This window comes from Shewanella sp. 10N.286.51.B7 (assembly GCF_002873615.1).
In the GTDB taxonomy this organism is placed as follows: domain Bacteria; phylum Pseudomonadota; class Gammaproteobacteria; order Enterobacterales; family Shewanellaceae; genus Shewanella; species Shewanella electrodiphila.
Genome location: NZ_MCUF01000018.1, coordinates 19,529 through 39,068 on the forward strand (window position 1 = coordinate 19,529; position 19,540 = coordinate 39,068).

13 protein-coding genes are annotated in these 19,540 nt (G+C 41.4%); 11 read left to right on the forward strand and 2 right to left on the reverse strand.

Annotated features, from left to right (window positions below; genetic code table 11):
* Nucleotides 1-321 precede the first annotated feature (321 nt).
* Nucleotides 322-2,406, reverse strand: coding sequence for an elongation factor G (gene fusA, locus BCU84_RS02705; RefSeq protein WP_102526565.1), 2,085 nt, complete (start codon nt 2,404-2,406; stop codon nt 322-324).
* Between the two features lie 453 nt (nt 2,407-2,859).
* Nucleotides 2,860-7,416: a biotin carboxylase N-terminal domain-containing protein gene (locus BCU84_RS02710; protein ID WP_102526566.1), complete on the reverse strand. Its 4,557-nt coding sequence runs from the start codon at nt 7,414-7,416 to the stop codon at nt 2,860-2,862.
* A gap of 124 nt (nt 7,417-7,540) precedes the next feature.
* On the opposite strand from BCU84_RS02710, the gene BCU84_RS02715 reads away from it, so the two are divergent.
* From BCU84_RS02715 to BCU84_RS02765, 11 genes are all read left to right on the forward strand, one after another.
* Complete coding sequence (locus BCU84_RS02715; RefSeq protein ID WP_102526567.1) at nt 7,541-8,452, forward strand: LysR family transcriptional regulator; 912 nt, start codon at nt 7,541-7,543, stop codon at nt 8,450-8,452.
* Between the two features lie 58 nt (nt 8,453-8,510).
* The gene (locus BCU84_RS02720; protein WP_102526568.1) at nt 8,511-9,680 is read left to right on the forward strand and encodes a hypothetical protein; all 1,170 of its coding nucleotides are present in this window, start codon (nt 8,511-8,513) and stop codon (nt 9,678-9,680) included.
* Nucleotides 9,681-9,842: 162 nt separating this feature from the next.
* Nucleotides 9,843-10,427 (forward strand): SprT family zinc-dependent metalloprotease, encoded by a 585-nt coding sequence (locus BCU84_RS02725; protein WP_102526569.1) that lies wholly within the window; start codon nt 9,843-9,845, stop codon nt 10,425-10,427.
* A 158-nt stretch (nt 10,428-10,585) separates the two neighbouring features.
* Nucleotides 10,586-11,305: an endonuclease gene (locus BCU84_RS02730; protein ID WP_277868755.1), complete on the forward strand. Its 720-nt coding sequence runs from the start codon at nt 10,586-10,588 to the stop codon at nt 11,303-11,305.
* Nucleotides 11,306-11,314: 9 nt separating this feature from the next.
* The gene (rsmE, locus tag BCU84_RS02735) at nt 11,315-12,049 is read left to right on the forward strand and encodes a 16S rRNA (uracil(1498)-N(3))-methyltransferase (RefSeq protein WP_102526571.1); all 735 of its coding nucleotides are present in this window, start codon (nt 11,315-11,317) and stop codon (nt 12,047-12,049) included.
* A gap of 37 nt (nt 12,050-12,086) precedes the next feature.
* Nucleotides 12,087-13,040, forward strand: coding sequence for a glutathione synthase (gene gshB, locus BCU84_RS02740; RefSeq protein WP_102526572.1), 954 nt, complete (start codon nt 12,087-12,089; stop codon nt 13,038-13,040).
* Nucleotides 13,041-13,116: 76 nt separating this feature from the next.
* Nucleotides 13,117-14,619 carry an alkaline phosphatase gene (locus BCU84_RS02745; RefSeq protein ID WP_241906343.1) on the forward strand — a complete coding sequence of 501 codons (1,503 nt, stop codon included), beginning with the start codon at nt 13,117-13,119 and terminating at the stop codon, nt 14,617-14,619.
* Between the two features lie 232 nt (nt 14,620-14,851).
* Complete coding sequence (locus BCU84_RS02750; RefSeq protein ID WP_102526573.1) at nt 14,852-15,886, forward strand: methyltransferase; 1,035 nt, start codon at nt 14,852-14,854, stop codon at nt 15,884-15,886.
* A 176-nt stretch (nt 15,887-16,062) separates the two neighbouring features.
* A complete protein-coding gene (locus BCU84_RS02755; RefSeq protein WP_102526574.1) occupies nt 16,063-17,730 on the forward strand; it encodes a FapA family protein in 1,668 nt (555 codons plus the stop codon).
* A gap of 20 nt (nt 17,731-17,750) precedes the next feature.
* Nucleotides 17,751-18,131, forward strand: coding sequence for a DUF4144 family protein (locus BCU84_RS02760; protein WP_157936186.1), 381 nt, complete (start codon nt 17,751-17,753; stop codon nt 18,129-18,131).
* A 125-nt stretch (nt 18,132-18,256) separates the two neighbouring features.
* A complete protein-coding gene (locus tag BCU84_RS02765) occupies nt 18,257-19,387 on the forward strand; it encodes a site-2 protease family protein (protein ID WP_102526576.1) in 1,131 nt (376 codons plus the stop codon).
* Nucleotides 19,388-19,540 lie beyond the last annotated feature (153 nt).

Here is a 19,540-nt window from a genome sequence, read left to right on the forward strand (position 1 = left end):
ACACAGTCAACACAGTCAACCAGTGATTAAAGCCCTATCTCAATGCTTTTAAACTACAGCTTGCAACAACCGATTTCAGAATAGACGATTCAAGTTAGCAACCGCAGTTTTCTACTAAATGCTGACATTGTCTATTAATGACTTTTGTCGGTAAGCATGATTCTAAAGAGTAAATAAGTGAAGTAAAAAGAAATGAATTTATTCTCTCACCTTCTTATTTAATACAAAGTTAAATACTTATTTGAATCTAAGCTTGAAAATGACCCATAAAAAAACCGCTGCAAAGGCAGCGGTTTTTTAATTAAAGAGTTTAGTTAATAATTACTTATTAGCTTCACGTTCTTTAACTTCAGCAATTACTTTTTCAGAAACACTGTTTGGACATGGTGAGTAGTGAGCGAATTCCATAGAGAATTGGCCACGACCTGATGTCATAGTACGTAGTGAACCGATGTAACCGAACATTTCTGATAACGGTACGTCAGCTTTAATACGAACACCAGTAACACCAGCCATTTGGTCTTTGATCATACCACGGCGACGGTTAAGGTCACCAATAACGTCACCGACGTTATCATCTGGGCTGAATACATCAACGTTCATGATAGGCTCAAGAAGTTGTGCACCGGCTTTAGGCATAGACTGACGGAATGCGCCTTTAGCAGCAATTTCGAACGCGATAGCTGACGAATCAACTGCGTGGAAAGCACCATCTAAAAGTTCTAATTCAACATCTAATACTGGGAAACCAGCAACAGTACCCGTTCCCATCAATGATGCGAAACCTTTCTCAACTGCAGGCCAGAATTCTTTCGGTACGTTACCACCAACAACTTTAGAGCTGAAAGTGAAACCAGTGTTTTGCTCACCTGGACGGATGATGTAGTCAATTTTACCAAACTGACCAGAACCACCAGACTGTTTCTTATGCGTGTAGCTATCTTCGATTTCACGAGTAATAGTTTCACGGTAAGCAACTTGAGGTTCACCAACGATTAAGTCAACACCGTAAGTACGCTTAAGGATGTCTACTTTAATGTCTAAGTGAAGCTCACCCATACCTTTAAGGATGGTTTCGCCTGAATCTTCATCAGTTTCTACGCGGAAAGATGGATCTTCTGCAATCATTTTACCGATAGCGATACCCATTTTCTCTGAACCACCTTTATCTTTAGGTGCTACAGCGATAGAGATAACTGGCTCTGGGAATACCATTGCTTCAAGAGTACAAGGATGTTTAACATCACATAAAGTGTGACCAGTTTGAACATTCTTCATACCAACGATAGCGATAATATCACCAGCTTGCGCTGAATCTAATTCGTTACGCTCATCAGCTTGCATCTCAACCATACGACCAACACGTTCAGTTTTACCTGTAAACGAGTTAAGGATGGTGTCACCTTTCTTGATTTTACCTGAGTAAATACGTACGAAAGTAAGTGCACCGAAACGGTCATCCATGATTTTGAATGCTAAAGCTTTGAATGGCTCGTCAACTGAAACTAAAGCGTGCTCGCCTGTTTCGTTACCTTCTTCATCAGTAAGAGGCTGAGGATCAACTTCAACTGGATCAGGTAGGTAGTCAACAACAGCATCAAGAAGAAGCTGCATACCTTTGTTCTTGAACGCAGAACCACAGTATGTTGGGAAGAATGCCATTGTACGAGTACCCTTACGGATACAACGCTTGATGTCTTCCATAGCAGGCTCTTCGCCTTCCATGTAAGCTTCCATTAGATCGTCGTCTTGCTCAACAGCAGTTTCGATTAACATTTCACGGTATTCTTCTACCATGTCAACCATGTCAGCTGGAACGTCTTCGATCTTGTAGTTTTCAGCTTCACCAGTTTCATCCCATATCCAAGCTTTACGAGTTAATAGGTCAACAACACCTGTAAACTCATCTTCGATACCAATCGGTAAAACCATAACTAATGGGTTAGCTGCAAGAACATCTTGAGTTTGCTTAACAACGCGTAAGAAATCAGCACCCATACGGTCTAATTTGTTTACGAAGATGATACGAGCTACTTCTGATTCGTTAGCATAGCGCCAGTTAGTTTCTGACTGAGGCTCAACACCACCAGAACCACAGAATACACCAACACCACCATCAAGAACTTTAAGCGAACGATATACTTCAACAGTGAAGTCAACGTGGCCTGGAGTGTCGATAACGTTAAAACGGTGGTCATTCCAGAAACAGCTTACTGCTGCTGACTGAATGGTAATACCGCGCTCAGCTTCCTGTTCCATGAAGTCAGTAGTAGATTCACCATCATGCACTTCACCGATCTTGTGGATCTTACCGGTTAGCTTAAGGATACGCTCGGTGGTCGTGGTTTTACCCGCGTCAACGTGAGCGAAGATACCAATGTTTCTGTATTTGGATAATTCGGTCATGATTCAACTTTAATGATTAGTTAAGAGGTACACGGAGTATGAAAAAAGCTTAACACACCGCACATCTGGTTATTTTAGGCGCATATTGTAAGTGGGAACCTTCAAATGCGCAAATAGGACTTGCAAAATTTATCACATTTTGCAAAAAAAAATTGCCTTTAATTTCATTATTCCTAAATAAAACAATAAAATAAAAGTTATTGTTTATTTTTCAAACAACTTAGTTTTTCAGACCCAAATCGTGTATTTTTTATGACGAATAGGTTGAGTAAGACATTTTTTCTGCAATCGGCAACAAAAAAGCGAATTTGTATCAATTAATTCAATCTTAATTACGTTAATTTGTGTCGAGTTCAATCTTGCATAGCGATAAAAAATCCCCAGTTTTTCAACTGAGGATTTAGTTAAGCAATTTAGTTAGCGTAATAGCATTGCTATCACGCTAATTGATTGTTACTCACCATCAATAGGTAAAATAACAAACAGTAAATCGCCTTGAGAAACCTGCTGGCCATTACCATTCAGAATACGCTCAATTCGGTATTTCTGATTTTCAGGGTACAGCACAGCGTTTTGACGGTTAAATCCAGCTAGAGTTACTTGCGAGAACATCTTCATCGCTTCTGTAAGCGCTAAATTCTGATCCACAGTAACAATGTCACCTTCTTTAACAAAGTCTGGCTCACCTGGTGCTGGTGAGGTATAGAAGATACCCGCACCTTGTGCTAATACTTTAAGCTCATTACTTTCAGCAACACGCAGTGATTCAGTATCTAAACCGACCGTTTCAGCAGCGGCTTCCATTTCAGCAACTAGTGCAGGCACATCTAACTCAGCCATTAAGCGCGGCAAGTAGTTAGTATCGTATACACCTTCATTGAACGTCGCATCTTTAAGAATCAGCTTCAATAATGGAATATTGGTTGCGATACCTTTAATCACGACATTATCAAGATACTCAGACATCTTAGTGACAACATCTTCACGTGATTCGCCGCGAATAATGATTTGTGCAATTAAGCTATCGTAGTACGGCGATACTTCTTTGCCAGTCTCAGCAATAGAAATGATTTCAATGTCATCACGTTCAGGCATAACACATTCAGTGATCATTCCTGGGTTAGGTAATAACTGCAGTACACCTTCACTATCAAGTGCTGCTTTTTCAGCTGTTACGCGCACTTCCATGGCGTAACCTTGATCAACAGGTTGTAGGTCTTCAATTGAACGGCCCGCAGCAATATCAAACTGCGCACTTACAATATCGATTCCTGATGTCGCTTCCGTTACAGGATGCTCTACTTGAAGACGGGTATTCATTTCCATGAAATACACTTCGTTAGCATCAAGGTTGTAAATGAATTCAACCGTACCTGCGCCCATGTAATCAGTCGCATCACCTAAAGCACGAGTATATTCAAGCACACGCTGCTTAAGCTCTTCAGGCAACATAGTAGAACCAGACTCTTCAATCACTTTCTGGTTGTTACGTTGCACTGAACAGTCACGAATACCCAATACTTTGGTGTTACCAAATTTATCACGTAATAACTGTACTTCGATGTGACGCAGAGACGTTACATACTTCTCTAAGTATAAATCGCCATTACCAAAGGCTGCTGCGGCTTCTGTAGAGGTCTTTTGGAATAAACCAATCATGTCTTCAGGCTTAGTGACAACCTGAATACCTTTACCGCCACCACCTTGTACCGCTTTAAGCAACACTGGGTAACCAATTTCAAGTGCAACGTTCACCGCTTGCTCAGCGTTAGTCAAAATACCGTGTGAACCAGGTACTACCGGTACATTTTGGTCCTGTGAAGTCTTAATCGCATTTGATTTGTTACCCATCGTCGTCATTGAATGCACGCTTGGGCCAACAAAGTTAACGCCATTGTTAACACATAGAGCCGCAAACTGTGGGCTTTCTGATAAGAAACCAATACCAGGGTGAAGCGCATCAACGTTTTCGTAGTCAGCGACTTTCAATACAGAGTAGGCATTCAAGTAACTTTCGTCAGATGTATTACCACCAATACAGACTAGCTTATCGTTTACTTTAAGCATGTCAGCAGGGACTGAAGTCATATCAGGATCTGATGCCACTAACACAACATTAATCTTGTTATCGTGCGCCTTGCGGATCAATTTAACCGCTGTACAACCACGAGCATGTACTAAGACTTTATCGATTGGCTTCATCAGCTCACGAGGATCGTCTTGAACAATCTTCTCTTCTATTGCTTTCACTTCAGGCACTAAGCTTGATAGTGCTTTAGCAATGATTTCATTGGCATGTAAATTAGGTAGCGGCATTAATGGGTCAATGCTTGATAAATGGCTATCTAACGTATCGCTGAACGGATTGTGAACCAAACCAGTCATTGCACCAGGTACTTTCGACAAGTAGTTCGATAGCGTTGCTGTAGACGGTAAGTAAGCAGGTACTACCATTTGGCCAGCGAATGGCATGTTGGTGCCAGATAGGTAATAAGTTTGCACTAATGGATGGGTAACAAAACTTGCTTGTGCACCACCGGTACAATCACCAAAACCGAACATCAACACTGGTAACTCGTTATCACGAACAAAACGAGTGATACGGTCATTAACCACAGCCATTGAGAATAGTGCAGCTGCACCTTCTTTGGTTTGCATACCACCAGAACTGATGAAACACACCACTGGCAATTTACGTTTAGCACATTCAATCAATAGCGCGCTGAATTTTTCAGCACTGGCCATATCGAATGCACCCGCTTGGAAAGCAATATTTGATACAGCAACACCAACGCGATGTTTGTTATCACCATGCTCAAAGTCAGCGACACCGGTAATCAAACCACATGGGCGAATGCCTTTGTCTAATGCATCTTCAATTGATAAACGGAAACCTGGGAAGTTAAGTAAGTTAGCCGACATTTTGTCGCCATTTAACTCTTCAAATTCAGTGAAGAACTTACCAATAACATTCTCCCAACCCATTTTTCCTTGGCGCTTTTCGTCGCGAAGTACTTTTTGGATTAATAGATCTTGGTAGCCCATGGTGAGGCGGTTCCAGAAATCTTTACGACGACCAATACGCACAGGGTTAATTGCACCTGTGTACTTGCTTTGGTCTTCTTCACTGTCAAAGTATTCAGGTAATAAACGCTCAAAGAAATACGTCAAGATAACGAATAAGCTGTCGTTTAATTGTGGGTTACCAACGCTCTTCCATTGCTCTACACGGGTCAGTAATTCTGCACGGTTAGATTGGTCCATGAAGAATTTAAGCCATTTATAGAACTTAGCTTTATCGTTTGCGTCATCATTTTTTGAAAGTGCAATATCGATAGAGGTATGTAGTAGCTTATCAACTGACTCACGAGAAAGACTCTTAGACATCATCGCTTCTTTCGAAATCGACGCTAAGTTCTGAACCACATTGTCGTATAACGCATTAAAGATAAGTACGTTATGACATTGCCAAATGAAATCTTCACGCAGCTCATCGTTAACCACAATATCCAGTACTGTTAACTGGTTTAATTCTGGCCAAGGTGCTTGCGTTTTAGATGCAGGTAATGACTCAAGGTGTTTAATTAACCCCTTAAAGTTGTTAGCTGCGTTACTCTTCCAGCGATGATATAAAGACCAACCAATGTTGAACAATAATGCTTTACGGGCTTTTTTATAGTTCTCTTTTGGTTCACCTAAAATGAAACGTGTAATCACGTTACGCTCAGTAGAGATTTCATTACGCTTACTATCGAACGTGCCCCAAAGCTTATTCAGTTCTTCATCGTAAACCAGCTTATCAGGTGTTGATAACCAAGCTTGGAAGACACTGTCTTGCTCTTGCTGGATACGTTCAAGTAAGTCCCCTTCTGGCACACTCACTTTTGATAAACGACCGTACTGTTCAACAGAAATTGAATGAATACGGCTACGCAGTGTCAGGTAACGTAAATAACGGTATGCACTACCAAATAGATTGTGGTGCATTGTTGGGCTACTAGCGACAGCTAAACCTTGGTTGTTTTCAAGCGCTACAAGATTCTTAGATGGGTCTAAGTAACGCGACAAACTACGGTCGTAATGTTCACGTAAATCGGCTGATTCACGTACGAAATTAATTGCAGCAGTCTCAACAGCTTCAATACTACTGATAATAGCGCGGCGAAGATTATGCTGACGCTCATCTTTATCGTAAGGAGAGAAATCTACGATGCCATCAATACAACCAGCAGTAAGTAACTCTTCAGGCGAAACACCCACTGATTTGGCACATTCTTGCCAAGATAAGTTGTACTTACGTGCAATTGATTGCAAACCTTGAGGCTGAATAGTATTGAAAATACCATCACGCAGTGAAAGTAAGATGTTCGCTGCAGCTAATGGAATTGCGCCACCTGAGTAACCTGCGCCGATAACAATACCGACGGTAGGCACGTCAACGTTAGCACTTTCAGCAATCGCTTTAGAAATTGTGTGAGCTTGGTTTTGGCTGTTAGCGACTTCACCCGCATCGGCACCTGGAGTATCAATTAAATAAACGATTGGCATTGATAGTTCAGAGAAGTGACGAATAGCTTTACATGCAGCTAAGTGATGTTCTGGCATCCAAGCGCCATTACCCGTGGTTCTTTCTTGGGCAATAAAACCAACACGACGAGTACGAGAACCAAAGTTTAATTCGATTTCCGCACTGTAGAATGCACCAAGGTGAGTTTCGCTAATCATCTTACCTTTAAGATCAGCAATAACACGCTTTGCACTTGGGCGATTCTTATCTTGAGTTGGCTGAATGACTTTCGTCACGTAGGTATCGACATCTAATGTCGCTAACTCTTTTAAGTTTGATTGAATTGCATCTTCAGATAACAATCCTTTAATTTCTTCGGCCAAAGATTGCTTGCTATGAGCAGGAAATAATGAAAAATCTTTAGCTAAATGTTCCGCTTGTAAAAATAGCGGATCAGCCGCTTGAGCTGTTGTCTTGTTTACGGGCTGCTTTTTGCTAGTCATCAAAAGATCCTCTGCTTATATAGCCTCTAAAATTTTTAGACGGTAAATATAACTTTGTTCCCTGTCAAATTACCATTAAACTATCGGAGACGCTTTGTTCCATTTTTGAGACAGTGAGGCTAAGGTGCCTGATTTAAACGGTATGATGCTGTTTGCAGCAGTAGTTAGAGCAAAAGGTTTTTCCCAAGCAGCCCGAGACATCGGACAACCAAAATCAACCATTAGTCGCAAGGTTGCTCAGCTAGAAGAGCAGCTAGGCGTGCGGTTACTGCAACGTGACACCCGTAATTTAAGTCTCACTCAAGTCGGTTCGTTATTCTTTCAACACTGTGATTCTATCAGTCAAGAAATCGATGCTGCCAAAGCCATTATTGAAAATACCCATAGTGATATTTCAGGTTCACTACGAGTGGCCATACCAGTCTCATTCTCCCAAGAAGTGATCGCTAACTTATGCAGTAGCTTTATGCGCCTTTATCCTAATATCGAACTGGACGTCCAATTTACCGACAGTAACGTTGGCTTAGTCGGTGAAGGATATGACATCGCCATTAAATATGGTCCACTAGAATCTTCTGACTTAGTGGCTAAACTGCTATTTGAACGTCAACCTATTTTAGTCGCAAGTCCGGGATATCTCAAAAAATCAGGCACCCCTGCTACCCCACAAGAATTGGCACAACACAGCGGCATATTATTAGGCACCAGTTTATCCGCGCCAATTTGGCCTGTGGGTAAAGGTAGTCGCAAGACCATGGCAAGCTTTCAACGTAAAGTGAGAGTGAACAGTGCCAGTATGGTCAAACGCTTAGCACAAGATGACTTTGGCATTGCGATGTTATCAAATAACAGTTGTAAGCAAGAGCTTGCTGCAGGCAGCCTAGTGCCGATATTACAAGAATGGCCAATGGAATCATTTAAAGTTTATGGCGTCTATTCAAGCCGTAAGCAATTAGCCAATAATATTAGTGCCTTTCTAGACTTTTTTGCCAAACGATATAGTAGCCAAGAGTCTTTGCAATCAATAATGAATTAGTATGAAAGCCGTGGTAAATTAAACCATAACAACGAAAAGACATCCTAAAGGAATAGCCATGTTCAAGCCCTTAATCATCAGCACCTTAGTTGCTGCAGCACTGTTAACGTCAGCAGCCAGTTATGCCAAAAATGATGCCGCAAACTTAGACGTTGAAGAATTACGTTTACCTAAAGTGATGGATGTTATGGCGGATGTGGCGAACCGTTTTGATAATTTAAATAGTCAATTAGATAGCCAGCTTAGTGCCTCAACAGATGAGTTAGCCATTACCCAAATGGTTGCCTCGCAAGGTACAAAATTATGGCAACAAGCTGTCGCAGATGTAAAAGCGGGCAACTACGATGACCGCGCGCTTTACTGGAGCCGGTTGGCAATGCGCCAAACCTTGAAAACCGCTGATGCTGGGTACAATATTGTCCCTTGGCAGCGCGACATCCTTGTTAAGGCATTTGAAAAGTCTTCTCGTGGTTTAAGCGATATTCACTTTAAACCAGAAACTCGCATCAAAATTTTACTGACAGGTTTTGATCCTTTCTTTTTAGATAAAGACATCACCCAAAGCAATCCATCAGGCTTAACAGCATTAGCACTCGACGGCATGACGTTTGATGTTAATGGACAGCAAGCACAAATTGAAACCGTGATGATCCCAGTCAGATTTGCCGACTTTGATAACGGCATTATCGAATCATTACTCACACCAATGTATCGCGATAACAGCATCGATATGATTTTCACTGTGAGTATGGGACGCGATGACTTTGATATTGAACGCTTTCCGGCTCGCGGCAGAAGTGCAGCAGCCCCAGATAACTTAAATGTTTATACTGGCGCGAACAAAGCAGCACCTAAAGCGCCGTTTTTTAATGGTGGCACATTAAATGGTTCAGAGTTTGTTGAGTTTTCCTTACCTGTAAGCGCCATGCAAAAAGCAGAAGGCCAATGGCAGGTGAATGATAATCATCAGGTCACTACTATCAGCCGTGGACAGTTTGATGCGAAATCAATTTATGAATTGGCAAATGAAACCTCGGTAGAAGGTTCAGGTGGTGGTTATTTATCAAATGAGATTTCATACCGCAGTATCTTACTCAAACAACAATTTAACCGTGATATTCCAGTAGGTCACATTCATACCCCGAGAGTCAGCGGCTATGATGCAGATACTGAATGGGCTATCGTTGAGCAAATCGTTGAAATGGTAAAACTGGCAGCAGCTGAATAATCAATGCTATAAATGGATTTGCTGCAACCGGATTGCAGCAATCCAGTTCCACAAGATATACTCACTGATATCACCATTGTTGGGTACCACTCTCCATAACAATGTATTGTGATTATACATTCATGAACCACGATTATTTGAGTCAGGTACAAGCCAGCTTCTATGTTCAAAACCTTGTTTAGTCGCCCAACAAAGCTCTCTTCTACCAAAGCAAGCAGTGTGGGTTCATCCCATACCCGCTCTATAGCTAAAAGCTGCCTACCTAAAACTGAAGTTCAACAAACTGTACTTAAAAAGATTGAAGCTGATTACCAACAGGCAGAGGCAATTCTCGGGCGTCAATTCCCAAGACCCATTGTTCAATTTACCTTAAGAGGAAAAAGTGCAGGTACAGCACATTTACAGCTGAATAAATTACGCTTTAATCCTGTGTTACTTGAAGAAAACAGTACGGAATTTATTGAACAAGTCGTGCCACATGAAATTAGCCATCTGTTAAGTTATCAATTATTTGGGCGAGTAAAGCCCCATGGCGTTGAATGGCAGCGCATCATGCACCAAGTTTATAACGTCCCAGCACACACCACTCATCAACTTAATACCCAGTCTGTAGCAGGTAAACAGTTCGAGTATTATTGTGCATGTGGCCCAGTGCAGTTATCAATTAGACGCCACAATAAAGTATTGCGCAATCAAACCCAGTATCGCTGTAAAAACTGCTCGCAAGTGCTGGCAGCAAAAGCATAATAAATAGCTTATTTGATTAGTTAATCTGATTGCATCACAGGTACCAATCCCTTACCATCCTTCGCAAATATCAACTGATACCAACCCGTATCAATTGTGCCGTATTAATGAAGTTAGGGTTTATTGTGTCGTACCATAAAACAAACAAAATATATCAACTGCCAACACTGCTGTTTATCTTTCTTGCTGTCATTATCACAAGTTATAGCGCGCAAGCAGCAAAGCACCCCACTAGTTTTAGAAGTGCTAAAAAAGTCGCTCAAAAAATTTATAGTACTTCTTTGCCTATGACGAGCTTCTATTGTGGTTGTGATATCAATGTCGTTGGTAAACAATGGAAACCAGATTTAGACAGTTGCGGTTATCAAGTCCGTAAGCAAATCCCAAGAGCCAATAGAATTGAATGGGAACATGTGGTCTCGGCGTGGGAGTTTGGTCATCAGCTGCAATGTTGGCAAGATGGGGGGCGTAAGAATTGTGGCAGAACCAGTAGCCAATTTAAAAAAATGGAATCTGACTTGCACAACCTAACCCCTGCTGTCGGTGAAGTGAACGGCGATAGAAGTAACTACCGATTTAGTGAATGGAATGGACAAGCCACTCAATACGGCCAGTGTGCTATGGTAGTCGACTTTAAAGGTCGTAAGGCTCAGCCGCCAAAGCAAAGTCGCGGCGCCATTGCTCGAACATATTTTTATATGCAACAAGACTATGGATTATCTATTTCTTCCAGCCAAAAACGCTTATTTGAAGCATGGAATAAAACTTATCCAGTTGATCAAGTAGAATGTCTACGGGATCAACTTATTGCAAAAAACCAAGGCAATCATAATAGTTTTGTCTTAAAACAATGTCAGAATCTCGGCCTCATTGATTAAGGATCTACTATGCGCGTCCCAAGAATTTATCAACCTATCAATGAACTTACTGTTAATCAGCAAGTAAAACTAGACGAAGATGGTGCTGCACATATCGGCCGAGTGTTACGCATGAATGAAGGTGACAACATTAGCCTGTTCTGTGGTGATGGCTATGATTATCTTGCAACCATTGTCAGCGCGAATAAGAAAAACGTCACCGTTGAGATTATCGAACAAACAGCTAACGAATCTGAATCTCCTCTGAATTTGCATTTAGGTCAGGTAATTTCTCGAGGTGACAGAATGGACTTCACCATTCAAAAATCAGTTGAATTAGGTGTTACCACGATTACACCGCTGTTTTCTGATCGATGCGGCGTCAAACTCAGTGGCGAGCGCCTAGAAAAGAAAATCAATCAGTGGCAAAAAATTGTCATCAGTGCCTGCGAACAATCAGGGCGCAGTTTTGTGCCTACAGTCAGACCTGCAATGACTTTAAGCCAATGGTGCGCAGAGCAAACAGATGCAGTAAAGTTGAACCTGCACCCTCGGGCAGCACATGGTATTAATGGTTTATCATTAAAAAATAACAAAGTGCGGTTATTAATTGGCCCAGAAGGCGGTCTATCAAAAGAAGAGATCGCCATGACAGAAACGCACCTCTTTACAGACGTATTACTTGGCCCACGAGTGTTACGAACAGAAACAGCTTCACTAACTGCGATTACCGCTTTGCAACTAAGATTCGGTGATATCGGTTAATCAATGATATAAGCATTGAGAAAATAAGGATAAAAGTATGATCAAGCTCGGCATAGTAATGGATCCAATCAGCGACATTAACATTAAAAAAGACTCTAGCTTTGCCATGTTAATGGCTGCTCAGTCACGCGGTTACCAACTGTATTATATGGAAATGCAAGATCTTGCCATGGTAAATGGTAAGGCAATGGCCAATATGCGTTCGTTAACAGTTGAAAATAACGCCGACAAGTGGTTTGAATTAGGTGAAAGCATCGACACACCACTTGCTGATTTAGACGTCATTTTAATGCGTAAAGATCCGCCTTTTGATACTGAATTTATCTATGCCACTTATATGCTTGAACGCGCTGAAGAAGAAGGCGTTTTGATCGTCAATAAGCCGCAAAGCCTTCGCGATGCTAATGAAAAGCTATTTACTGCTTGGTTCCCAGAATTTACCCCAGAAGCCGTTGTCACGCGCGATGCTAAACGTATCCGTGATTTCTTAGCTGAACAAGGCGATATCATTCTTAAGCCACTTGATGGAATGGGCGGCGCTTCAATTTTTCGCGTCAAACAGGATGATCCGAATATTGGGGTGATTTTAGAAACCTTAACCGAACACGGCACACGCTATGCGATGGCGCAAGGCTTTATTCCTGAAATTAAACAAGGTGATAAACGCATTTTAGTGGTTGATGGTGAACCCGTGCCTTATTCATTAGCGCGTATTCCAATGAAAGGCGAAACTCGCGGAAACTTAGCAGCTGGCGGAAGCGGTGTACCACAACCTTTATCAGAAAGTGATTTCCATATCGCTCGTACATTAGGTCCTGAGCTCAAAAAACGTGGGCTTATTTTTGTCGGTTTAGACGTGATTGGCGACAAACTCACCGAAATTAACGTTACTAGCCCCACTTGTATTAAAGAAATTGAAGCTGCATTTGATGTCGACATTACTGGCATGTTGATGGATGCCATTGAAGTACGAGTTAATAAACAAGCTTAATCTGTATCCAGCCTATTAACATTGCTGATAGGCTGGTGCTTTAAGTTTTGAACACGATAGTTTTTCAGGATTTACCATGCTAATAAGAACAACACTGAGCTTAATACTCGGGATAACCCTGTGCTTTTCAAATAGCACATTTGCTAACGAACAATTACTAGCAAAAGCTGATACTAAAGCTGAACAAACTGCATCACAGATCCAAGTGCACGTCTCTAGTGTATCGGACACTTCAATTATCAAAGCATCTGACAATGCGGCGAAAAAAGTAGATAACGAAATCGACCCAACCACATTACCTGCTGATATCGTGGCGCCTATTACCAATATCGCCAGCAAACAAGTCAGAGTATCAACAGCACCATCTAAACCTAAAAACATGGTTATTATGATTGGTGATGGCATGGGACCCGCTTATACAACTGCCTATCGTTATTTCAAAGATAACCCTGAAACAGAAGAAATAGAACAAACAGTCTTCGACCGTTTGTTGGTTGGTATGGCAAGTACCTATCCAGCTTCTGTAAGTGGCTATGTCACCGACTCAGCGGCTTCGGCCACAGCACTTGCCACTGGTTTTAAAACCTATAATGGCGCGATTTCTGTTGATGTAGAGAAGCGTCCTCTCAAATCGATAATGGAGATGGCAAAAGAGCGCGGTTTATCAACCGGCCTTGCCGTCACTAGCCAAGTGAACCACGCCACGCCTGCGGCATTTTTCGCACATAACGAGCACCGCAGAAACTATGTTGAAATAGCTGAAGCTTATTTAGATTCAGATGCAGATGTCATATTGGGCGGCGGGCAAAAATATTTCTCTGATAGCTTACTCAAGCAATTTACTAACAAAGGCTACCAACACATTACTGATTTTTCAGAGCTTGAAAACATTTCTCAACCTAAAGTCCTTGGTCTATTTGCTGAAGTGCAATTGCCTTGGGTCATTGACGATAAGCAAGGCTACAAACTCAGTACATTAACCAAAAAGTCTTTGCAGTTATTATCTCAAAATGAACAAGGCTTTGTGTTAATTGTTGAAGGCAGCCTGATTGACTGGGCAGGACACTCCAATGACATTGCGACGGCAATGGGCGAGATGGACGAGTTTGCTAACGCAATTGAAGTGGTAGAGCAATTTGTACGTGAAAGCCAAGATACCCTAATGGTCGTTACAGCCGATCATAATACCGGTGGTTTATCGATTGGTGCTAATGGTGAATATGCTTGGAAACCAGAGATACTGCATAACATTAACGCTTCACCAAACAAGATTGCAGAGCAGCTTATCGGCACTGATGATTGGCAAGCCAGTTTTAATAAATTTGTCGGCTTCGAAGCTTCTGAGCAAGAACTTAGCACTTTAGATACAGCGAGAATGCAAGGTCAAAAGCAGCTGACTAAGTCAATCATGACCATTATTGATTTACGTACTAACACTGGCTGGACTTCAGTGGGACATACTGCATCAGATGTACAAGTATTTGCTGCAGGGCCTGGTTCACGTTTATTCAGTGGTCATCAAGATAACACTGAAATCGCAACTAAAATGATGAGCTTATTACCGCAAATCTCAAACTAAACAATCACTTAATTAGATTTTTAATCAAATTAGTACTGATATTAAGAGCAACCCATTAAATCGATGAGTTGCTCTTTTTATTTGCTCACCATTTACAAGTTTTGCATCAAGAAGCACACTATTGAGTTGTACTGACGTTGCTCATTTTCAGTGAGTTTAGAGATAAACACTGCACGACTTATTTGCTATAATCCGCCAATAACTATTGGGTTAATTTATTAAGGTCGATTCTGTGCTCACCAACACTTCTCAAGTTCTGCTACGAAACATTCAATTTGTCGAAAACCAGAATGTACTGATTCTAAATCATGAAGCAGATGCCTTAGCTGTTGAATTGCTGGATACTGCTAGCTCAGTGACTGCATTAGCCTTAGATTTTAATCATCATCAAACAATAGCAAAACAGACAAAAGCAAATCTACACTGTTATTTTGGCCATGACGTCCCTGTAGATGCTCAGTTACAAACTTTTGATACTGTGGTGATTTACTTCCCAAAAGCAAAAGCTCTCGCGCCATACCTTTTCCAGTTGGCTGCCAAGCACCTTAATGTTGGCGGTACACTCATTGTCATTGGGGAAAACAAAGGCGGCGTAAAGTCTCTGGCTAAATTACTACCAAACTATTATTCAACCGCATTAAAACGCGATAATGCTCGTCATTGTTTATTGTTTGTCGCTGAACTTATACAAGCAGCACCTAAGCTGAATATTAATGACTGGGTGAGTCAATATCAGTTGGCCACACCTCAAGGCAATATCACAATCTGCAATTTAGTGGGCGTGTTTAGCGAAAAGAAACTTGATCAAGGCACAGAGCTATTGTTATCACACCTACCCGAGCTCACAGGCAGAGTACTCGACTTTGGTTGTGGCGCTGGCGTTATTAGTGCGGCAATGCTAAAGGCTAACCCGAGTCTTAATATTGATTGTATCGATATTAATGCCATGGCATTAAAAGCTTGCGAGCTGACACTTGAGGCAAATGACATGAAAGCCAATGTATATGCTTCAGATGGGTTTAAACAAATATCTGGTAAATTTGATGGCATCATCTCAAACCCGCCCTTCCATGACGGTTTAGCGGCAACCACACAAATTGCTAAAGACTTCGTAAAATCAAGCGCTAACAGCCTGTCAAATAAAGGGGTTTGGCAAATCGTTGCTAACAGAAACCTCCCCTATGCAGACACAATTGCTGAAGAATTCGGACAAGTGAACGTGCCAGCTGAAAACAATAAGTACAAACTATATTTTTTCCATAAGTAACAAAGTTTTAACAGTTCTTAGTTTTCTAAGAAAAATATATCATTTAGTGAAAAAACAACTGCGTTCTGACTAGTTTTTATCATAAAAAACCGCTACATTTTGTTAGTTAATAACAAGAACGTCACTAAGGCGCATTGACCTGATAACCTTCTCAGGCTATGAACAAAAGGTATTTTATGTTGGATTGGAGCTTAGCGGTTTTTAATGAAAACCAAACTCAAGTTGAGTTTCGTGTTATCCCCAACACTCATGGGCCAGTGTCTGAAGACGATGTCAGTAAACTGCTAACTCAACCTGAGTTTGCCATGCTGCGCCCCATGCAGCACAACATTCATAATGCTGTTGCCGAAATCAATGCGCTATGTGGTCAAGATAACGGTCAACATGAGTTATTTTTTGTTATTGCTGAGCGTGCTGATGGCAAAGTCATCATAGATATAAACGAAGATAAAATGTCTGCCTCGATGACGTTAGAAGCAGCTTGGGGTGGCAAAGATCCATCACTGCCAATGATCCTCAACGGACTTAAATCTTACAAAGTAAAAATGGGCTTAAGTAAGCCGAAAATTCAATCTCTTATTCAGCAATTAGCCATTCTTCCCCCTGGTGAGTCTTGTGACAGTGTTATCGCCGTCGGTAAATTACCCGCCAACGGTATTAATGCTAGCTTGAGTAGAAAAGTTCCACTTGCTCGTGAGCGATTATTGCAACCACAAGAGCGTGAAGACGGCTCGGTAGATATGCGTAACCTAGGCGCCATGATAATGGTTAAACCTGGTGATGTATTAATGGTTAAAACGCCTGCAACTTCTGGCACTGCTGGATATAACATCCATGGTGAAGCCATATTACAGGTTGAAGGAAAAGATCTGTCGATGCAGCCTGGTAGTGGCACAGAAATCGACCCTGAAGATCCATATAAACTGATCGCTACGGTGGCAGGTCAGCCTGTTGAAAACAAAAAAGGTATGCAAGTCGATGACGTGCTGCAAATTAAAGATGTCGACGTAAAGTATGGTCATGTTGATTTTGAAGGCAGTATTTTAATCACAGGTGACGTTCATGAAGGTATGAAAGTAAAAAGCAGTGGTGACATTACGGTCATGGGCTTTGTTGAATCAGCCACCTTAGAAGCCGATGGTGATGTTATTGTCAGCAAAGGCATTATTGGCAGGCAGATTAAAGAACATGAACTCAGTAATAACATCACAGCTCAAGGGCAAATTTGTGCTCAGTTCGTACAATATTCAAATTTAACTGCCCACAGTGATATTTTAGTGACTAAGCAACTTCTGCATAGTCATTCGCAATCGGATAGCGTTATTACTGTCAGCGATCCTAGCGCAAAGCGCGGTGATTTAGTTGGCGGTAGAGCAACCGCTAAAAAAGGCATAAAAGCTGTCGCCTTTGGTGCAACCGCAGGCACAAAAACAGAACTTTATTGCGCTATGCACCAAACTGAGCTTAGAGCAGAAGTTAAAGAGTGCGATGCTAAAGCGAAAAAGTTAGTTGTGATGGGGCTTGATATCGAAGCTCGACTCAGAAAACTTCCGCCTAAATCAGAATGGCAAACTGACGCCGGCATGATAGAGCAAGTGAAAATGATGCTCGATGAAAAGAAAGAAGTCGCGAATAACCGTGCTAAAGCAGAGTCTGAGTGTAAACAGTTACAACAAGAGGTCGGAGGTTATTACAGCAAGCACTTTATTCAAGCTGAACAGCATATTTTTTCCAATGTCGAAATCCATATTGGCCCTGCTCAAAATCGAACCCAAAGAGAGCATGGACCTTGTCAGATTAAAAACCTTCATAATGAAATCAGTTTTGATTACGGTAGCCATTAAAACTGATGGTGATAAATGCTATGGATAACATTTGTTGGCCTGCAATTATCAAGCAACAAGAAAGTGAAGAGCTGATTTATCTAGCCAGTGAGAGAGATTGGCTAGAGTTTTGTTGCTTGCAACCACACATCTATGATCACCAAGATCAGCTATTAGACACTGCAGGGCTAACCTTTGATATTGTTATCGAACCGACAATAGACTCAAGCTTGATGCAGGTACCACAACCCACAGCGGAATTACCTCAACTTGAAATAAGCCAACACCCTATCGATATTGTCAGTTTTATCCATTTGGTTCGACAACACGCAGTATTAAACGGTCATTGCTGTAGCGCTAAAATTGTTTTTAGTGATGTAAAGCAAGGGATTGAAGCTGTCGCTTATCTTGAATCTATTTAGCTTGAGTCACCCTTGCCTATCAGGCAGAATGCCTAGCGGTTTTAATAATTGCATCGAACAATGTATCAATTAAATCACACCACCAATCATCAACTTCTCATCATAACAATGGAACAGCTAAATTTATGGAACTGCTGAATATAGAATGCCTTGGTAAACGCCTACGATTAGAAGGCTCCATGGCGGGCTGGCAACAACTATATTGGGACAATCAATTAGTCTCGCAAAAGTCAGCATCTGTAGATAATCAGGCTTTTAACATACATGAGTTTGAGTTATCACGGCCCGCTTCCATGCAAACATCGAGCACTGATGATGTCATTACAGAAGCCAGTAGAAACATCACAAAAGTCCGTCTCGAAGCCGATGTGCAATGGCAGCCGTTTCTCATAAACTATGTAGTGCTCGTCGATAAAGACACCATTGCTGAAGGACAACGTAATACCAAGGATATTGAACAACAAGTTCCTGAAGTTGCCCCAGTAAAAAAACAACAATTCAGTATGGTGGGATTGGCATCTTTAGGATTTAAATTACTTAAAAGTGCCAAAGTGGTTAAAGCGATGCTGGCAGCTGCGAGTGTTGCTGCCTATTCGTGGCTTTTTTCAATCGAGTTTGCCTTGGCATTAATCGCTTGTTTGGTTATCCATGAGTACGGTCATATCAAGGCAATGAAACACTTTGGCATGAAGACTAAAGGCATCTATCTCATCCCATTCATGGGTGGTTTAGCGGTCAGTGACGAGCGCATTAATACCCGTTGGCAAAATGTAGTGATATCTATCATGGGGCCCACATTTGGCTTAATAATGTCGATAGGTTGCATGATAGCTTACTGGGTCACTGGCAATATATTCTTCGCTGGCCTCGCTAGTTTTAACGCCTTACTAAACCTGTTTAATTTACTACCAATTTTACCTTTAGATGGCGGTCATATTTTAAAAAGCATTACCTTTTCGATGAACAGCATGGTCGGGCTTATCGCCTGTATGGCTGGCGCAGCAATCGGTGTGTTCATCAGTTACAGTTTAGGTTTAGCATTACTTGGTTTCTTGTTATTAATCGGTAGCCTAGAAATTGTGTTTGAATGGAAAACCCGCCATCAAAGTCATTTATTACCGTTAGATAGATACGGCCAGATATTTTCTACGATTTGGTATTTTTTAACTGTGGGTATTTTGATTGGAATTATCTGGTACTTTGCAGGCTCTGGTGATGACATGCTGGCTATGCCACTTGAAATATTGAAGAGTTAACAAGAATTAAAGTGGGTTATTTCGAAAGTTTAACCCACTTACCTTACGCAGTTTATATTTGGTATTGAGTGTCCCAAATGATAGCTAAGTTCTAGTACTAAGCCTTAAGCCCTAAGTTCTAAGTTCTAAGTTCTAAGCTATAAGCTATAAGCT

Coding starts and splice junctions, on each gene's coding strand:
- fusA (WP_102526565.1), bottom strand. CDS start 2,406: ATGACCGAATTATCCAAATACAGAAACATTGGTATCTTCGCTCACGTT.
- BCU84_RS02710 (WP_102526566.1), bottom strand. CDS start 7,416: ATGACTAGCAAAAAGCAGCCCGTAAACAAGACAACAGCTCAAGCGGCT.
- BCU84_RS02720 (WP_102526568.1), top strand. CDS start 8,511: ATGTTCAAGCCCTTAATCATCAGCACCTTAGTTGCTGCAGCACTGTTA.
- BCU84_RS02725 (WP_102526569.1), top strand. CDS start 9,843: ATGTTCAAAACCTTGTTTAGTCGCCCAACAAAGCTCTCTTCTACCAAA.
- rsmE (WP_102526571.1), top strand. CDS start 11,315: ATGCGCGTCCCAAGAATTTATCAACCTATCAATGAACTTACTGTTAAT.
- gshB (WP_102526572.1), top strand. CDS start 12,087: ATGATCAAGCTCGGCATAGTAATGGATCCAATCAGCGACATTAACATT.
- BCU84_RS02745 (WP_241906343.1), top strand. CDS start 13,117: ATGCTAATAAGAACAACACTGAGCTTAATACTCGGGATAACCCTGTGC.
- BCU84_RS02755 (WP_102526574.1), top strand. CDS start 16,063: ATGTTGGATTGGAGCTTAGCGGTTTTTAATGAAAACCAAACTCAAGTT.
- BCU84_RS02760 (WP_157936186.1), top strand. CDS start 17,751: ATGGATAACATTTGTTGGCCTGCAATTATCAAGCAACAAGAAAGTGAA.
- BCU84_RS02765 (WP_102526576.1), top strand. CDS start 18,257: ATGGAACTGCTGAATATAGAATGCCTTGGTAAACGCCTACGATTAGAA.